General features: G+C 35.8%; 13 protein-coding genes and 1 pseudogene. 4 read left to right on the top strand and 10 right to left on the bottom strand.

The genetic code is table 11. The features are described 5' to 3' along the window. Positions 1–371: 371 nt before the first annotated feature. The 4 genes from fumC to U8D43_RS15320 all read right to left on the bottom strand — a co-directional run bounded on the left by fumC (position 372) and on the right by U8D43_RS15320 (position 4,658). On the bottom strand, positions 372–1,757 hold the full coding sequence (fumC, locus tag U8D43_RS15305) for a class II fumarate hydratase (protein ID WP_335872057.1): 1,386 nt from the start codon (positions 1,755–1,757) through the stop codon (positions 372–374). A gap of 662 nt (positions 1,758–2,419) precedes the next feature. Next, positions 2,420–3,154, bottom strand: a complete 735-nt coding sequence (locus U8D43_RS15310) for an amino acid ABC transporter ATP-binding protein (protein ID WP_335872071.1) — start codon at positions 3,152–3,154, stop codon at positions 2,420–2,422. Between the two features lie 18 nt (positions 3,155–3,172). After that, positions 3,173–3,871 (bottom strand): amino acid ABC transporter permease, encoded by a 699-nt coding sequence (locus U8D43_RS15315; RefSeq protein ID WP_442893617.1) that lies wholly within the window; start codon positions 3,869–3,871, stop codon positions 3,173–3,175. Beyond that, positions 3,861–4,658, bottom strand: coding sequence for an amino acid ABC transporter substrate-binding protein (locus U8D43_RS15320; RefSeq protein WP_335872058.1), 798 nt, complete (start codon positions 4,656–4,658; stop codon positions 3,861–3,863). The genes U8D43_RS15315 and U8D43_RS15320 overlap by 11 nt, the downstream gene beginning before the upstream one ends. A 141-nt stretch (positions 4,659–4,799) precedes the next feature. On the opposite strand from U8D43_RS15320, the gene U8D43_RS15325 reads away from it, so the two are divergent. Further along, positions 4,800–5,420 (top strand): NAD(P)-dependent oxidoreductase, encoded by a 621-nt coding sequence (locus U8D43_RS15325; RefSeq protein ID WP_335872059.1) that lies wholly within the window; start codon positions 4,800–4,802, stop codon positions 5,418–5,420. 493 nt (positions 5,421–5,913) lie between these two features. Here U8D43_RS15325 and U8D43_RS15330 read toward each other — a convergent pair whose 3' ends face one another. The 5 genes and pseudogenes from U8D43_RS15330 to U8D43_RS15350 all read right to left on the bottom strand — a co-directional run bounded on the left by U8D43_RS15330 (position 5,914) and on the right by U8D43_RS15350 (position 13,405). Continuing rightward, positions 5,914–7,935 carry an ABC transporter ATP-binding protein gene (locus U8D43_RS15330; protein ID WP_335872060.1) on the bottom strand — a complete coding sequence of 674 codons (2,022 nt, stop codon included), beginning with the start codon at positions 7,933–7,935 and terminating at the stop codon, positions 5,914–5,916. Beyond that, entirely contained in the window at positions 7,932–9,689 is a 1,758-nt protein-coding gene (locus U8D43_RS15335; RefSeq protein WP_335872061.1) for an ABC transporter ATP-binding protein, read from the bottom strand. Before U8D43_RS15335 ends, U8D43_RS15330 begins: the two co-directional genes overlap by 4 nt. A gap of 580 nt (positions 9,690–10,269) precedes the next feature. Next, a pseudogene (locus tag U8D43_RS15340) lies at positions 10,270–10,582 on the bottom strand (YbjQ family protein). Between the two features lie 535 nt (positions 10,583–11,117). Then, entirely contained in the window at positions 11,118–12,398 is a 1,281-nt protein-coding gene (locus U8D43_RS15345; RefSeq protein ID WP_335872062.1) for an MFS transporter, read from the bottom strand. Positions 12,399–13,249: 851 nt separating this feature from the next. Then, positions 13,250–13,405: a hypothetical protein gene (locus U8D43_RS15350; RefSeq protein WP_335872063.1), complete on the bottom strand. Its 156-nt coding sequence runs from the start codon at positions 13,403–13,405 to the stop codon at positions 13,250–13,252. A gap of 364 nt (positions 13,406–13,769) precedes the next feature. Between U8D43_RS15350 and U8D43_RS15355 the strand changes: the two genes are divergently transcribed. Then, a complete protein-coding gene (locus U8D43_RS15355) occupies positions 13,770–14,240 on the top strand; it encodes a universal stress protein (RefSeq protein WP_335872064.1) in 471 nt (156 codons plus the stop codon). A 585-nt stretch (positions 14,241–14,825) separates the two neighbouring features. Here U8D43_RS15355 and U8D43_RS15360 read toward each other — a convergent pair. Continuing rightward, on the bottom strand, positions 14,826–15,284 hold the full coding sequence (locus U8D43_RS15360; RefSeq protein ID WP_335872065.1) for a helix-turn-helix transcriptional regulator: 459 nt from the start codon (positions 15,282–15,284) through the stop codon (positions 14,826–14,828). A 331-nt stretch (positions 15,285–15,615) separates the two neighbouring features. Between U8D43_RS15360 and U8D43_RS15365 the strand changes: the two genes are divergently transcribed. Together U8D43_RS15365 and U8D43_RS15370 are read left to right on the top strand one after the other, a co-directional pair. Further along, complete coding sequence (locus tag U8D43_RS15365) at positions 15,616–16,734, top strand: histidine kinase N-terminal domain-containing protein (protein WP_335872066.1); 1,119 nt, start codon at positions 15,616–15,618, stop codon at positions 16,732–16,734. Positions 16,735–16,889: 155 nt separating this feature from the next. Beyond that, positions 16,890–17,303 (top strand): low molecular weight phosphatase family protein, encoded by a 414-nt coding sequence (locus tag U8D43_RS15370; RefSeq protein ID WP_335872067.1) that lies wholly within the window; start codon positions 16,890–16,892, stop codon positions 17,301–17,303. Positions 17,304–17,673: the final 370 nt, after the last annotated feature.

Here is a 17,673-nt window from a genome sequence, read left to right on the forward strand (position 1 = left end):
AAATGAACTAAAGTATTTTTCTAGCGTTAAGAAAAGGCTCTTTGTATGAAAAAAGGAATATTTAGGCATCGCCAAATTAGTAAGTTTGCCCCAAACATACCGGGTTTATACCATTATTGGGGTTGAAACTACTTTTCTTCATGATCGGCGGTGGCAGCGTGACGTGAGCGCTGCCATCGAGTTTTTCGTATACATTTTGGCTAAATCATGTAAAATTTGATGGAATCGTCCATTCACTGTGTATTTCCATAGAAAAAGACGAAATGATACTCGTACAAAGCTATAGGATAGATACTAAACAATTTTAAAAAGTCACGATTTTTGCGAAAACAACCTTGCTGAAATGAGTTCGTTTAAAAAACTGAGACACGCTACTCTCCTTGATCTGCTAGGTTAACCATATTGATTGGTTGAATTAACTCGTTATATTGTTCTTCTGTTACATACCCCAATGTTAAAGCGGCTTCTTTGAGAGTGACATGATTTTGAAAGGCATGTTTGGCAATTTCAGCTGCCTTTTCATACCCGATGTGTGGGTTTAATGCTGTTACGAGCATCAAAGAATTTTCTACATGCTTTTCAATGACTGCATGATTAGCTTCTAAACCTAGGAGACAATTATTAGTAAACGAAAGAATAGCATCTGAAAGCAACCTCACACTTTGCAAGAAATTATAAACTATTACTGGCTTATACACATTCAATTCAAAGTTGCCCTGACTTGCAGCAAATCCGATCGTTGCATCATTTCCAAACACTTGAGTCGCTACCATCGTAATGGCCTCACTTTGAGTAGGATTGACCTTCCCTGGCATAATCGAGCTTCCTGGCTCATTGGCTGGAATGGATAGCTCCCCAAATCCACTTCTCGGGCCACTTGCTAACCAGCGGACATCATTTGCTATTTTCATGACGTTGGTGGCTAAAGCTTTTATTGCTCCATGAACATATACCATTTCATCATGACTCGTTAACGCATGAAATTTATTCGACGAGGAATGGAATGGATACTTCATCTGAGCCGCTAATTGACTGGCTACCATTTCTCCAAACTCTTTAGGAGCGTTAATTCCAGTACCAACTGCTGTTCCTCCTATGGCTAATGAAAGCAATCGTTTACTGCTCTGTAAAATCATTTCTATTGTATTTTCAATCATTACTCGCCAACCACTAATTTCCTGACCAAGCGTTAAAGGTGTTGCATCTTGTAAATGTGTTCGACCAATTTTTATTAGCTTCCAATACTTTTTTTCTTTTTGTTGCAGGGTTTCTTTCATTTTAGTTAAGCTTGGCAGCAAAGATGAATAAATTTCATGGTAAGCAGCTATATGCATCGCTGTTGGAAATGTGTCATTAGAGCTTTGCGACATATTCACATCGTCATTTGGATGAATCTTTTCACCACCTTGATCTTTGTTAGCTAAATACGCGATCACTTCATTCACATTCATATTGCTTTGAGTCCCACTTCCAGTTTGCCAAACTGATAGTGGGAAGTGCTCATGAAGCACGTCAGTCGCTATTTCATCACAGGCCTGAACAATTTTATTTTTTTTATATGTAGACAGCTTTCCAAGTTCATGATTAACTTTTGCTGCCGCTTTTTTTAATTGAACAAAAGCAGTAATCACTTCAGTTGGCATTTTTTCATCGCCGATTTCAAAATTCTCCTTACTTCTTTGCGTTTGTGCCCCCCAATATTTATCACTTGCCACCTTTACTTCACCCAGCGTATCTTTTTCCATTCTAAAATCCACACAGATCCCTCCCGTTATATTCCTCTTTTACGTTTTCCCTTCTCTTCCTAAAATAACCTTAATGACATCAAATAAAAAGAAGAGATTTACTCGTTTGGTTCTAGCTAGACATAGGTGCGGTTTTTTAAACGGATGTTTTGAAAAGTTTGTTGCCTTTCGTACCGTTCTATAAAAGATGACATAGCTATGATTCGGGGCATCCTTTCGTTTCCTATTGGGGTAAAACAATAGAAAAATGGCCGATCCCATCTAACATTAAATGAAATAGCTACAATGTATACAAAAGGCTGTTTTCGCAAAGATTGTGGCTTTTCGAATTAGTCCCTATTTCGTGATGTAGAGTGATTTCGGGCATCTTTTCGCCTTATTTTTAACTCAAAATGAGGAAAGAAAAGTGCGTTTACATCTGTTTTTATATGCCAGAGCCACAAAGTATGCGAAAAGAGCCATACAAAAAGAGTAGTCTACTTAAATGGATGTCACTTATTCACACATCTTCCAGCCTTCAAAATTTTCCAAAAGGAAGTACATTATTTCTACCTATTTCAACACAAATAAAGGCAGCTCAATTTTGAGCTGCCTTTATTTGTGTGCGTTTCACCTTTTCTAGTTTGAGAAAAAAACTAAACAATATCAATCAAATAGGGAATTGGTCAGCAATATCAATGAATCATTTGGAGGAATTGCTTCGTTCTTTCTTCTTGCGGTTGATCAAATATTTGCTGAGGAGTCCCTCTCTCAACAATATATCCTCCGTCCATAAAGATGACTTCATCTGCCGCTTCTTTGGCAAACCTCATTTCATGCGTTACGACGATCATCGTTAACCCCTCTTCTACAAGGTCTTTCATCACCTTTAAAACTTCCCCAACAAGCTCCGGATCAAGCGCCGAAGTAGGTTCATCGAATAACATTACTTTCGGTTCTATCGCAAGGGCACGAGCAATACCTACACGCTGTTGTTGGCCTCCTGACAACTGATGAGGATAGAAATCGACTTTATCCCCTAAGCCTACTTTTTCAAGTAAGGACATCGCCAGCTTCTTAACGTCATCTTTTCCTCGTCGTTGAACAATGATTGGACCTTCCATTACATTCTCGAGGGCAGTTTTATGAGGAAAAAGATTATAATTTTGAAATACCATGCCTGTTTGTCTTCTTAAGTTCAAAATATCTGCTTGATTTATTTTATTATTAAAATCAAGTTGAAGTTCTTCTAAATTCACTTTTCCTGAATTCGGAATCTCCAAGGCATTAAGACAACGAAGAAAGGTCGTTTTTCCCGAGCCAGAGGGACCAATCAATACAATGACTTGCCCTTTTTCCACATGTAGATCTAGCCCTTTTAACACCTCTAATGAGCCAAAGCTTTTTTTCAAATTTTGTATGGAAATCATCAATATTATACCCTCTTTCTATTTCGCTACAAATCGATCTAGACGGTTTTCGAGACGTCCTTGAATGATGGATAGAATAAAACAAATTACCCAATACATCATCGCAGCTTCTATATACATCAATAAAAATTCGTAATTCGTTGCAGCGATTTCTTGCGCTTTACGGAAGAGTTCTGTAACAAGAATTAAGGATGCTAATGACGTGTCCTTCACAAGGCTGATAAATGTGTTTGACAAGGGTGGTATCGATACACGTGCTGCTTGAGGAAGAATAATTCTCCTTAAAGCCTGACGATAGGTCATGCCAATGGAATAACCAGCTTCCCATTGTCCTTTTGGAATAGATTGGATTGCAGCACGAACAATTTCTGACGCATATGCGCCAACATTTAGAGAAAAAGCAATTACCGCTGATGGAAAGGGATCAAACTTCAAGAAATCTACACCCAGTGTCGGCAATCCGTAGAAAATAATAAACAATTGGACAAGAAGAGGTGTCCCACGAATTGCGGAAACATAAACTCTTGAAACTATTCGAAGTATTTTGCTACCAGATAGACGAGCTAGAGCGATTAAAATTGCTAGAATCATTCCAAAAATGAAAGACCAAATGGTTAGAGGAATTGAATAATACAAAGCCCCCTTTAGCATAGGCAAGAGGGAGCTTTGCATGATGTCCATCATTCTTTGAGGATCCTGAAAGATACTACCTAACATCTTCTCCAAACCATTTTTCAGAGATTTCTAAGTATGTTCCGTCTGTTATCATATCCTCTAACGCTTTATTCACTTCTTCAACAAGCTTTTCATTGTCTTTTCGAAACATGAAACCACTTTCAGAGGCATCATCTGCTGTTGATGCAATTTTAATATTGCTATTTGGTTTTTTTTGCATGTAGTCCAATATTGATAACTTATCATTGATCGTGACATCAACGCGACCTGCTACTAATAATTCTACCGCTTGAGCTAGTCCGTCCACTCCCTGGATTTTTGCACCGTAGCTCTCAGCAATATCTCTGTAGTTACTTGTAAGAGATTGAGCAGATGTTAGTCCCTCAATATCTTCGAAATTCTCGACTTCGCTATCCTTAGGAGCTACTAGGACAGCCGCTGAGGAAATATACGGAGAGGAAAAATCATATTTCTTTAATCGATCTTCGCGAATTCCCACTTGATTGGCTATCATATCAAAACGCTCGGAATTTAATCCTTCAAACATTGCGTCCCACTGAGTTTCTTGAAACACAGCTTCTACTCCAAGACGTTTAGCTACTTCACGCGAAATTTCAACGTCGAAACCAGTTAAATCACCAGACTCATCATGAAAGGTAAATGGAGGATAGGTTCCTTCAGTACCTACTAGTAGTTCTCCTTCTTCCATTACTTTTGCATAGAGTGATAGTTCATCATCGCTTTTATTTTTGGTTTTATCTTCGGTGCCACAAGCTGCTAATAAGAGTATGCTAATCACAACACCAAATAAAATTGTCCACTTCTTCATATTAAACCCCCACTATTCTTATCGGAATTAATCAGTACAAGTGTCATAATACGACCATTAAAAAAATTTGTCAATAAATTTGTTTTGCAGATAATCTTCATCCTGTACAATATAAACATATAAACGTAAAGGAGAATTCCCGTGAAAATTTGTTTATTGGGTGCTACAGGCCGTGTCGGCTCAATTCTTTTAGAAAAGATGATTAAAGCTGGTTATGAAGTAAGTATTCTTGTTCGACAACCCTTAAAAGTGAGGATTTCGTCAACAAATCTATCCATTATACAAGGTGATGTTTTAATAGAAGCAAATGTCGAACAGGCAATGACCAATTGTGATATGGTAGTTAGCTGCCTTGGTACGGATGGAAAAGACACTCTTTCCAAAAGTATGCCTCTTCTCCTTAAAACCATGCGTCAAAAAAAGATTAAAAGCATTATTTCAATTGGAACAGCTGGAATCCTCCAAGCTAGGTCATACCCTACTACTTATCGATTCTTGACCAATGAATCAAAGAGGAAAAGCACTAAAGCAGCTGAAGATCACTTAAAAGTCTATCTTATGCTACATAAATCAAAAATGAACTGGACAATAGTCTGCCCAACGTACTTACCTAATGGAGAAAGACAAGGTCACTACCGGATAGAAAAAAATATGCTTCCAGAGAGTAGTCAATCAATCTCCATTTATGACACAGCTGACTTTATGTACGATTTACTAATATCAAACGAATTTTTAAAAACACGTGTTGGAATTGCCTATTAACTACATTGATTCTCCTTATAGCATCAAGAAAACAGCTATTCCCTTTTCTGCTGGGGTTGTTTTTTAATACGCTCGACTTAAAGGCGTATTCATCTCACCTTGGCATGGTTCACTCTTACTTAGTGTGCAAAAAAAAGCAGCTAGAACTTTAGCTGCTTTTTTCATTTCTTCGAAGAAGGCTCCCTCTGCAAATGTGTTTAGATTGCATCCATTTATGAGTGAATATCAATACAATACCCAGAAGGATTAGTTAAACCAGTTGATTTCCATCCCAAGCCATGCACCTGCCTCTTGCCGACAAACGCGGCTCTTTTCGTGTAGTTAGTTGCTATTGATTCGTTAAATTGATGTCTTTAATTATTTTCATCAGTAACTACATGTTTGATGAATCGACAAGATGTCCGGAACCCTAGTTTATCGCGATGTACAGACCAATGCAATTAGCAACAATCCTTGCTATGATTTTACAAATTTAAGGGTGAAGTGAAACAGCTCAAGACATACTACTTTTCATTTCTTTTCCTTGTTGTAATTCGTACATTTGATAGTAGCGACCTTTTTGGATCATTAGTTCATCATGGTTTCCTTTTTCGATTATTTCCCCTTGATCTAATACAATGATTTGATCAGCGTTTTTAATTGTCGACAATCGGTGAGCAATAATAAAAGTAGTTCTACCTTTTTTTAATACTTCCATCGCCTCTTGAATAATGGCCTCTGTTTCAGTATCGATACTAGATGTCGCTTCATCTAGTATCAAAATGGACGGGTCAAATGCAAGGGCTCTCGCAAAGGAAATTAGTTGTCGCTGACCCGAAGAAAGCGTGCTTCCCTTCTCTACAACCTTTGTATCATATCCATTTTCTAAATTATTCAGCACATGTTGAGCACCGACATCCTTTAGTGCTTTTTCCATTTTCTTAAATGAAATGTCCGGCGAATTTAAAGTAACATTAGTGGCTATGGTTCCTGTGAACAAATAAGGATCTTGTAAGACGATTCCCATGTGCTCCCTAATCGTTTGGTGATCCACACTTGTGATATCCAATCCATCTATTAGAATTCTACCTTCATTAGGATCATAAAAACGAAACAATAAATTCATTATGGAACTTTTCCCAGACCCCGTATGCCCAACTAGCGCAACTGTTTCTCCCCTTTTCGCTTCGAAATGAATATCTTTTAAGACGAAGTGATCAGGCTTGTAGCCAAACGAAACATGCTCGAACGTTACATTACCATCATATCGAGGAATCGACGTATCACTCACTTCAATTCCTTTTTCATCCAGTAAACTAAACACACGCTCTCCTGCTACTAGTGCTTGCTCTAAATTGGCCAGTTGGTTCACAATACCTGTAACTGGTTGAAACAATCGATTAATGTAATCGACAAAGGCATATAGTACCCCGAGAGTAACAAAGCTACCCGTTCCAATAGATCCGCCCCCGAAATACCAGATAAAGGCGACAAAAGTGATATTTCTTAACACACTTACTAAATTATGAGATGTTAATGAATTTAAACTGAGAAGTTTATTTTTGTATTTAAAATGCGTTTCATTCAGTTTTTCAAATTCAGTAGCTGTTTTTTCCTCGCGACGGAAAGCTTGGATAATGGTCATACCTTGTATTGATTCATTGACCATTGCGTTAATTTCACTAACTTTAGAACGAATAATTTGGTTATAAGAAGATGCGTATCTTCGATAGAATAGAATCCAAATATACAAAATCGGAATTAATACTAAACACATTGCCGCTAAGGTTGGATTCAAAATGAAAAGCGCGACATAAATTCCACTAATGTATATAGTACTAGTAAAGAACGTTGACAATACTGTAACATAAAGTTCACGAATAGCTTCCGTATCATTCGTAATTCGAGCGACTACTTTCCCTGCTGGTAAATTGTCAAAATAGCGAATCGGCAAACTTTGGATATGCTGAAATATATCATTTCGCATTTTTTGTATAATCCGGTTAGAGGCTGTTTTCAGATAGAAACTTTGCCCATATTGAAAGATCGAGGCAAAGACCAATAAACCAAAATAGAACAGAATCAACTGGATAATCCGTGATATTTCCGGTTCATAAAATGCTAATAGTTCATCTTTTGTAAGTTTGTTGGCTGGATACCTTTCAACTCGATTTCCTTTTTCAATCGTTAGAACATTATTTTCATAGCTTCTTTTCCCATCTAATTCTACTTCCTCTTCAATAAAGAAAAAGTTTATTCCTGACTGTAAAACACGAATCTGTTTCCCCTTAGGATCCTGTTCGGTTAAATATTCTTCTCGTTTATACCACCTATTTTGATAGGACACCGCATCTGTTCCCTCAGTGGTTTCATACCATGATCCTTCAATCCCTAAAATGTGGTCATCTATCATCTTTTTAGCAATAAACGGCCCCGTTAACTCTGCAGCTACGGAAATCGTTAACATGATTAACGCTAACAGAATAGGTTTTTTGTAGACTAGAGCGTATCGATATAGTCTCTTTCCAACGTTCATCGAGACACCCCCTCAATCGTCGTTTCCTCTATTTGTTGTCTGGTCCATTGCTCTTTATACCAACCATTCTCGTTCAGCAGTTGTTCATGGGAACCTTCTTCTATCACGCGACCTCCGTCAAATACAAGAATCCAGTCCGCATGTTGAACAGCAGACAAGCGGTGTGTTGTGATAATAGTCGTTTTTCCATCTCGCTCTTTTCGTATGTTTTCAATAATTCTCGCCTCCGTTTTAGCATCAACTGCAGAAAGAGAATCATCCAAAATAAGAACTTCTGGATCTTTCACAAGAGCTCGCGCAATCGAAATCCGTTGCTTTTGTCCACCAGACAACGCTACTCCTTTTTCTCCAACTAAAGTATCTAGTCTTTCCGGAAGACGTTCCAAATCCTGTCGAAAGGCTGCTATGTCAATTGCCTGTTGTAATTGTTCTTCTGTCTTTCCTTCTGACCCAAATAAGATATTCTCCCTAATCGAACGAGAAAATAGGACGTGATCTTGCGGGACATAACCAATCCAGTTACGCGTAATTTCTTTCAATTGCCAATGAATCGGTACATCAGAAATGGTGATATTCCCTTCACCAGAAGGATATTCTCTTAACATTTGTTTCACAAATGTCGTTTTTCCACTTCCTGTTTTCCCGACAACTCCTAATGTCTGACCTTTTTGTAAGGTCACCTTCACATTAGAGAGATTCTGTAAAGCAGAAGAAGGATATTGAAACGAAACATCATCATACTTAATTGAAGTTGGTTCTTCTACATAAATAGGTTTTGTAGGATTTTTCACGTCTTCTTCATAAGCCAATGTATCTTGAACACGATCTAAAGAGGCATTCCCTCGTTGCATAACATTGATTAGTTCACCTAGAGCAAACATTGGCCAAATGAGCATCCCTAGATAAACATTAAATGAGACCAATTCCCCCAGTGTAATCGTTTGGTGAAACACAAGATGCGCACCGTACCCTAGTCCGATTAAGTAACTCATACCAACTAATACTTTGATTGTCGGTTCAAATAATGAATCGATTTTCGCAACTTCAACGTTTTTTCGATAAACGTCCTCCGTCATATTGGAAAAAAGCTGTTCATCCTCTCGTTCTTGGACATAAGCCCGAATCACTCGAACTCCAGCGACAGATTCAAGCACGCGATCATTTAATTCACCAAAAGCGTCTTGTGCACTTGTAAATCTTTTATGAATTTTCCCTCCATAAATTTTCATTAAAAAAGCCATAATTGGCAAAGGTAAAACTGCTGCTAAGGTTAACTTCCAACTTACAAAAATAATCATTGTGAGTAAGATCGTAATCATGTAGATGGTTGAATCGATTAATGTTAAGACACCAAAACCTGCAGTAATTGAAATCGCCTGCAGGTCATTTGTGGCTCTTGCCATCAAGTCACCTGTCCGATTTCTTTCAAAAAATGTTGGAGTCATCTTCAATAAATGCCCCATAAATTGAGAACGAATTTTCTTCTCGATTAAGTGAGATCCACCGAATAACTGATACATCCAAACATAAGTAATGGCATAAGCCATTATGGTAATAACGCCGATCCAAACTATATAGTCCCATAACTTACTAGTTGTTAATGTTCCGATATAAATATTATCAATCGCCATCCCGATAATGCGTGGAGGAAGAACTTCTAAAATCCCAACGATGATTAATAGAATTATGGCTACACTATACCGCTTCCATTGTTCTTTAAAAAACCAAGATAATTTCGAAAATATGCTAAACATATGCTGTCATCCCCTTTTTTCATATCCATTAATTCATTTGGCTAGCCATCCTCTATATCCAGTGCAATTATCATCACTTTCTTAAATACGTTATTCACCCTAATCTCCTCCAATTTAGTTTTATCTATGAGAAACAGGCTTACCTGAAATCTCCATGAGAGATTCATCATACTTCTAGAGCTAGAAACAAAACCAAATAAAATTTTCACTCTCTAACCTTATTAAAAAAGCATTAATTGATCGATTCCTAAACCTACGTAAAGTCAATATTCATACTTTCTACTACACTAAAAAAGACACGCTGTGCATGACAGCATGTCAAAAAATAAGCACAGATTTCTATAGAAATCTGTGCACATGTATATAAGCCGTTATATCAGAATTAGCAAGAAAAGTTTAGGTTATACGAGAACAGATTTCATAACTATTCAATTGTATGACTTTGAACGTTCCATTAACTGGTTTTTTCATCACGAAATCCTCCTTCTCTGTCTAAAATCTTTCTATAGATTACCACCATAGGAAAACACTGTCAAACATTTTTTGAAAATTTAAAACATAGTATACACTTTAGCCCTCATTATTCAAGGATAATAGCCGTTCCATATGCAATAATCTCTGAAGCATTTTGCATTATTACTGACGTTTCAAATCTTGTAGTGACAATTGCATTGGCTCTAGTTTCTCTGCTTCTGCTGACATTCTCTCAACAGCATTTGTTCTCGTCTCTTCCATCAATTCACTATATTCACTTATTTCTCCTCCTACAATCGTTTAAACGATGCGATTATGTCCTTGCCAATATGCTTTGCTTGAACTGTACTCCCTCTAACAATTCCTTTTAATTCAACCGTTTGTTTACCTTGTACAGTTTCTGTAGTGACAATAATCATGTCTTCATCTCCCTTTAAAATATTGTTTTCCAAATATCCCTATCAAGGTATCGGGCAAAAACATATAAAAGAATGTGGGAGTGGAAACTGAATCAAACCTAATTTCCCTAAAACAAATAACTGTGTCTTTTTTTCTTGCATCTAAATAGCTAAAAAGGCTTTGCGTTAATAGAATAATTATGATGATTTGTACTAGTGTCCATTCATTTCCACTCATTTGTTCTGCAACCGCTCATACAACTAACCGCTCCAAAAATTCCATCCAATGGAAAGAGGACTCGTTTAACAAGACTATTTTCGCAATCCTTTTTGCTTTTCGAACCCGTTTATAAACGGTGATAAGCTCTGTTTCGGGTCATCTTTTCCTCTGCATTGTTGTAATTGCATTTAAACATCCATACTGTCCTCGATTTTGGTATTGATTTTGATCAAGAATAGACGAGAATATGACCTTCAGCCTATCTATCTAAAGGAATATCTACTGGTGTGAAAGCAAGCTAAACAAAAAATAAAAGCCCCTTATTAAGGGCCTTTTTTAGACACTAGAAGATATAATTGTTGATTCTTTTACAGTTTGTTGTTGCTCACTCAATCGAGGTAACACCATCCAGTAAAAGAATGATACGAGCAATAAACAAGTTCCTACAATCCAATAAAGTGTTTCAATGGACACAAACTTTGGATATCCAATCGCAATGAAACCTAATGTTATGGACTGAGAGAACATCATAAATGGGCTTATCCACCCTTGAACCCGTCCCATCATTTTTGGATCGATGATCCCTGGTAACCATCCTCCAATCGCAACATTAATAAAGGGAATTGCCAAAGCTAAGACAAACATGAGACAGAGAAATAACCAAACTGACTCTACGATTGAAGAGGCAATGATAGATCCTCCTGTGACCGCTAATCCAAATACCGCCAGTTGATAAAACTTGAATTTTTGCACTATTATAGATGCTAAAAAGCTTCCAATTAACATCCCAGATCCAATCACAATCCCTAGAATAATGGACATCTCTTCATATGTAGACGGAACTAATTTATATTTAAGGATATATATTGGCATCACAGTAAAGCCACCATTAACTATCCCCAAAACAATAAACCCTCCGAGTAGAGCCAGTAACAGTTTATAATGGATAATGTATTGAAATCCGTCCTTAAAATCTTTTAAAATTATGCCAATTTTCAAATCCTTCCAAGAATGTTGCCCGTTGGGAATTTTCGCTTTTTCAGAAAACACTCCCGCTTTAATAAATAGAGCGGATACAAAAAAAGACAAAGCATCCACAATAATAGCTCCGTAAATGCCCACTAACCAATAAATCAACACACCCATTCCAGTGCCAAATAAATTAAACATACTACCAACCATTTGATTTAATCCCGCAGCGGTTCCGTAATCCTCTTTCGGTAACGTTCCTTGAATCAACCCTTGTTCTGCTGGAAAGAAGAACTTTTGAACTCCACTGCGGAAGAAAAGGATTGCAAACATAAGTGGCATCCAACCAAGATAAAGTGCCCCAAGGAGAAAAATCGATAAAATTACACTGATGATATCACAGTAATAAGCAACCCTTTGTCGATTCATTCGATCAGCAACTACACCAACAAGAAAAAAGATGAATAAGGTTGGAAGCGAAAACATTAGCTCTGTAATCGTTGCATACAGCGGTTGACTTGAAAATCGATCGAGTAAATAAAACGTAAACGCAGTTAAACCAATAACACTCCCAATTTGAGAGGTTAAGTTTGCTAAAAACAACTTCAGAAATGCGGTATTTCTGAAAATTCCTATAAATTTATGCATATACGAACTCCTTTTTAGATTATTTACACAAAAAGAAAATTCAGTTATTTCAATCTATTCCTTGATTAAGTTTCAATATCTCGTGATTCCCAAGGATATAAGATTTCAAACACACTTTATTTCCCTAGTTTTTCCACTTATTCTTTTATTCTACATTTTTCTAGAAAAACCTTCTTTCTTTTTATTATTAATCCAAATTCAGTAACATTAAATACACCGAGCAAACATTTCAAGAAAATTATTAAGATTGAGTGGGTTTAATTCCTTTCTTATTGGGTATTTATATATTAATCGGTTAGAAGAAAATATCTTCTCTTGGAAAGATAAATAATTGGTTAATGCAGGAAGAGAGAGGTGAGCATTTTGGTTAGAACAATTCTAATGGTTATTGGTGCAATAGTTGTGATTGGAGCAATTCTTTCACTAATCTAACACCCAAAATACATTTAATGTTAAATGTGCTTATATTTAGAAATAACAACAAACGCCCCCTTTACACCAGGAGGCGTTTGTTGTTATTTCTTCACTTGGTTGTTCTATGTTAGCGAGGAGATTAAAAGGTCAATTTTATATGAAAGCTTCATCAAAAAGAAAACTTAAATTCAAACTATATAGTTTAATAATCAAGATCTGAACCTATGTCAGAAATGATTTTATATTATAGGCCCTTCGAAATGTATCCAAAGTTATTCCAATTTCCACAACTCTTTACCAATAGTTAGTTTCATAGTAAAAATTCTCGATAACTATCATTTAGAAATATCACACAGATAATCCATTGGCAAAATTATTAGGTTTAACTACATTTATGAAATTATATTCGAATTGTTTTATTCACTTTTTTCTTCATTTTAATTTTCACTTGGATAATTCCTTTTTTCATTGTCCTCTAGCTTCTTCAAATACATATAAACGATTTGTTTCACTTCTTGATCTACATCTAACACATCTAAATGTTGTAGGCATTTTCTAATAGTTGGGTTTAAATGATCTGGATACTGTAACAATTTTCTCACCCCAATTTTTGATTTAGTTTTTTGGGTGTACATTGTTGCTATTTCATCTAATTGTAAATGAAATCCTCCTATTTGTTGTTTATTCCCTTCAAATACAGACGATAAGATCTCTCAGAACAAAGCTATATCATAATTTATAGATTGGTACGAAAAGCAACAAACCTTACCAAAACAGCATTGATTTACTACAACATTCGATTATAGATTGTTCTTTATTAGGGTTTTTTTAAAAATTTATGGGGCAGGTTAACTCCTTCTATTTTTGGGTAATAAACACTAAATTTCCAAATTTTTATGATTCAAAAGGAATACGCATGGATAAATACATCTTAGTTGGAGTTAACGAGTCTCAAGAGTGCACGAAAGTCTTAGAAGCAGCCATCTCTTTCACCAAAAAGATCCAACCACAAAAATCACCCTCGCTCATGTTGTAAGTCATAGCGTAGATAAATCCCGATCATCTATAGAAACTATTGATACTGATGGGAATCCTTCCAGGCCACCCTCAGGTATTGGATCTTTGGATGCCTCCAATCTCCCAAAAACCTATGACCTTAAAAAGCAGAATACTCATATTTTGTTTGATGATTCTGTTGATAGTGCTTTCTCAAAATCAAAAGAATTACTGGAAATCAAAAATGTTTCTAGCCAGTTCGAAATATTAACAGGTTCAATAACAGAAAGTCTTTGTGAATATTCTATCGAAAATAGTATCGACCTAATAATCATTGGAAACAGCTCAAAAAAAGGGGTGAAAAACTGGCTACTTGGCTATGTAAGTGAAAAAATTGCTCATGAATCTCCTGTTCCAGTCCTAATAGTGTAGTAATAAAAAATGCCCAAAGCTTTATCGGCTATTGCCTTCGAGCCAATAAAGCTTTGGGCTTGACACCTTAAAATGCGGAAGGTGCAATTATTGGCGATCAACATATTTAATCGAGTGAAGAAAAAAGTTGGAATAAGATAATAAGTGAGAAATCAACTTTTTCTATTCAAAAAAAATAGAAGGACATCATATTATCGTCCTCCTCTCTTTATATTCGTTTTCTCTAAGTAATTTGGGGATTCGAAAGCCTATCCATAGGACCGCAATATACATTATTGTAAAAAAATTAGGAATGAAAAGAATTCTTAACCATTGCCGCAATCGTAAACCAGTAAAAAGGTAAAGCCCCTCTTGTAGATATTTGATGGGGTGTGCACCACTTTTAATAAGATAATAGATTAACAAATTTGATATAATAAAGATGGATGATAAAATAATGACATTTGAAAAATTGAATTTTCTCATGATGTATTTTAATACAAGTGCCAAAACAAACAAACTAATTGGATAAAAGAATAATAAATAAAAGAATGGTTTCATATTCCACCTAACCTACCTCTCTATTTTATCTCCAAAAAGATATATTCAATTTGACTTTTGAGTGAGTTCTTGAAAATGAATCAAAATGGATTCTTCATCAAAAGAACTGTGGAGGCGAAAGCTTTCACCATCAATAATGCGAAAATGCTGACTAATAATATTCTGTTGTAATATATACTCTTTTTCCCTTTGAACTTCTCTCCACCATACTCTTCCACCTAATGTCTTTTCTTTCCGTATTGAAATATCTTCTCTTGCGATTGTTTCTACCGTTTCTAACGGAGCACCACCAAGAAGAGTGACCACAATAGAACTATCTCGAAAAAGTGCACATACAGCAATAACAATCGTCCAACTTGCTCTAACACGTCCCTTTTCTATTTGAACAAGAGTTTTCTTTGATAAACCGATTACATTAGCCATTTTATCTTGTGTATACCCTACTTCAACTCTAATTAATCGCAGGTTCTCAGAAATCATATCAATTACAAAGTCTTTCGTCATAACAACACCTCATTCACTATATGTGTATTTTTACACAATTTTACCTCTTTTTCAAATTTTTTTATTTATTGGGAACATTCATGATGGTGTCTACTTCCTAGCCCATTTATAATTAAATCAAACAATAATTTATCGCTACTTTTTCACTCAGATAGTTTCACCACCTATAGGTCCATTCTGATTAAATTGTTATAATTTTACATCCAGCTAAATACAACTAGTGATGATAAATATTGAATCAAAATAAAATTTTCTGCTATTATTTCGGCTTAACATAATAAAATTTCAAAATACTACAAAAATTGATATAATATACGAAAGAGGTGAGAAAATGAGCATAGCCCCTACAAATACTTTGCATTTTTTAGAAGCTAATCGCAAACAGATTCTTGAAAATTGGAGTAAAAAAATCTTGGTCACCAATCCTACCTATGAAAAAAATATTTTCATCAATGGGAAAAAGTTCTTTGAACTTCTCATCCAATCATTCATTCTTTCAGATGAAGAGCTTGAACAGGGCATTAAGGACGTTGCAAAGCAGGTTGGAGAAGAACGAATAACGCAAAATTTGAATATTGGGGATGTTGTACATAATATAAACGTAGGTCGAAACGAAATTTATCGAGCTTTATTTACACTGAAAGAAGAGGCGGAAGTATTCCATCAAATCATTGAATATATCAGTAAATTCTTTGACCGTTTCACATATTACGCTGTGACTCACTACGCATATTTAAAAAATGAAATCCTTCAAGAAAGGCAACAGTACATTGATCAACAACATCAAGAGCAACTTTCCCTTTTAGGTCAATTAACCTCATCTTTTGTTCACGAATTTCGTAATCCTTTAACAGCAGTACATGGATTTATACAGCTTTTAAAAGCAGATTATACTGAACTACCTTATCTTAATATCATTTCAGATGAGTTAGAACAGTTAACCTTACGCATTTCCCAATTCCTAGTATTGTCAAAAAAAGGAGTGGTAGAGAAAGAAAGAGGAGACTTTTCTATGAAAGAATTATTGAATGAGCTTGTTTCGTTCCTCTACCCACGGATTCTAGAGGTTAACGCTAACATTGTGGTCAATATTAAAGATGATTTAGTATTATTTGGATTTAAAGAAGAATTTCGCCAAGTGTTGTTAAATCTAATTTTGAATGCATTAGATGTTCTTCAAAATTACCGAATAGATCCTCAAATCACCATTAATGGAGTCACTAATAATAAAACAATTAAATTAAACATTTCAAATAACGGTCCACAAATTCCTCCTTCTCAAATTAATAAAATATTCGATCCATTTATGTCATCGAAAGAAAAAGGAACAGGGCTAGGTCTATTTGTTTGTAAGGAAATTGTACAAAAACACAGAGGAACACTTTCATGTACCTCCAAAATAGAGGAAACCACTTTTAAAATCGAAATACCACTACATATCAATGGCTAATTCTGCTAACACTTTTCTAATTTGACTTATTATTATTTTGTCTATTTTACAGCATTCATACCATTTTACTAATTATTAACTATTAAATATACGCTTATCTCATTGTAGTATAGGGTATCAAGAAAGTAGAACCTAATCAGAAAGGATTTTTATCAATGGCACAAAATCTTCTTTACTTCCTTTCCAATTCGCCTGAGAAAAGCCTAATGGCTGAAGCATGGGCTTCCAAACTTTCTCTAACACAATGGGAAATACGTAGTGCAGGATGGGGGAAAAAGAAATCCAACCCTCTTGTCGACCAAACATTAAAAGAAGTAAATATTAATATACGTGATAAAAATGGACATCCAACCGGGATGAATGAATTAGAACGCGCTACTATCATCGTATATCTACAGGATTCAGATCATTTAGAAACAGTTCCCGCGCTTCCGCCTACTAAAACTATTCTTTGGGAGATTAATAACCCTAATCTAGCCGAAGGAAGTATTTTGGCTGCATATCAAGAAGTTTGTGATGATATTGCCATTAAGGTGAAATCACTTACCGGACAGTTATTGCTTCAATGATGATACCTCTACTATATTGCTTAGTAGGGGATTCTTTTCATTAGGTCGGTTTCGCAAATTTTGTTGCTTTTCATATCAGTTTATCATTAATGAATTAGCTTTGTTTCGGGCAGTATTTCGTCTGTATTTGGTGGAAATCATCAGTGAAGTGGAGGATTCAGTCAAAAATTTGATGAAATAGACACAATGTTTACGAAACCCCATGTCCTGTCAGACACCGCAATCGATGAAAATGGGGTCTAGCGGTTTAATGATGCATTAAACTGTTCATCCTGTTAATGCAGGTCTGAGGTCGCCTCTTTTTTGGTGGATAAAACCCCGTTTACGAAACCGATCTAGTACATTCATGAGTATCGCCTATTGTTGCCAT

Origin of the sequence: Bacillus sp. 2205SS5-2, from assembly GCF_037024155.1 — a bacterium.
GTDB lineage: Bacteria > Bacillota > Bacilli > Bacillales > Bacillaceae_K > Bacillus_CI.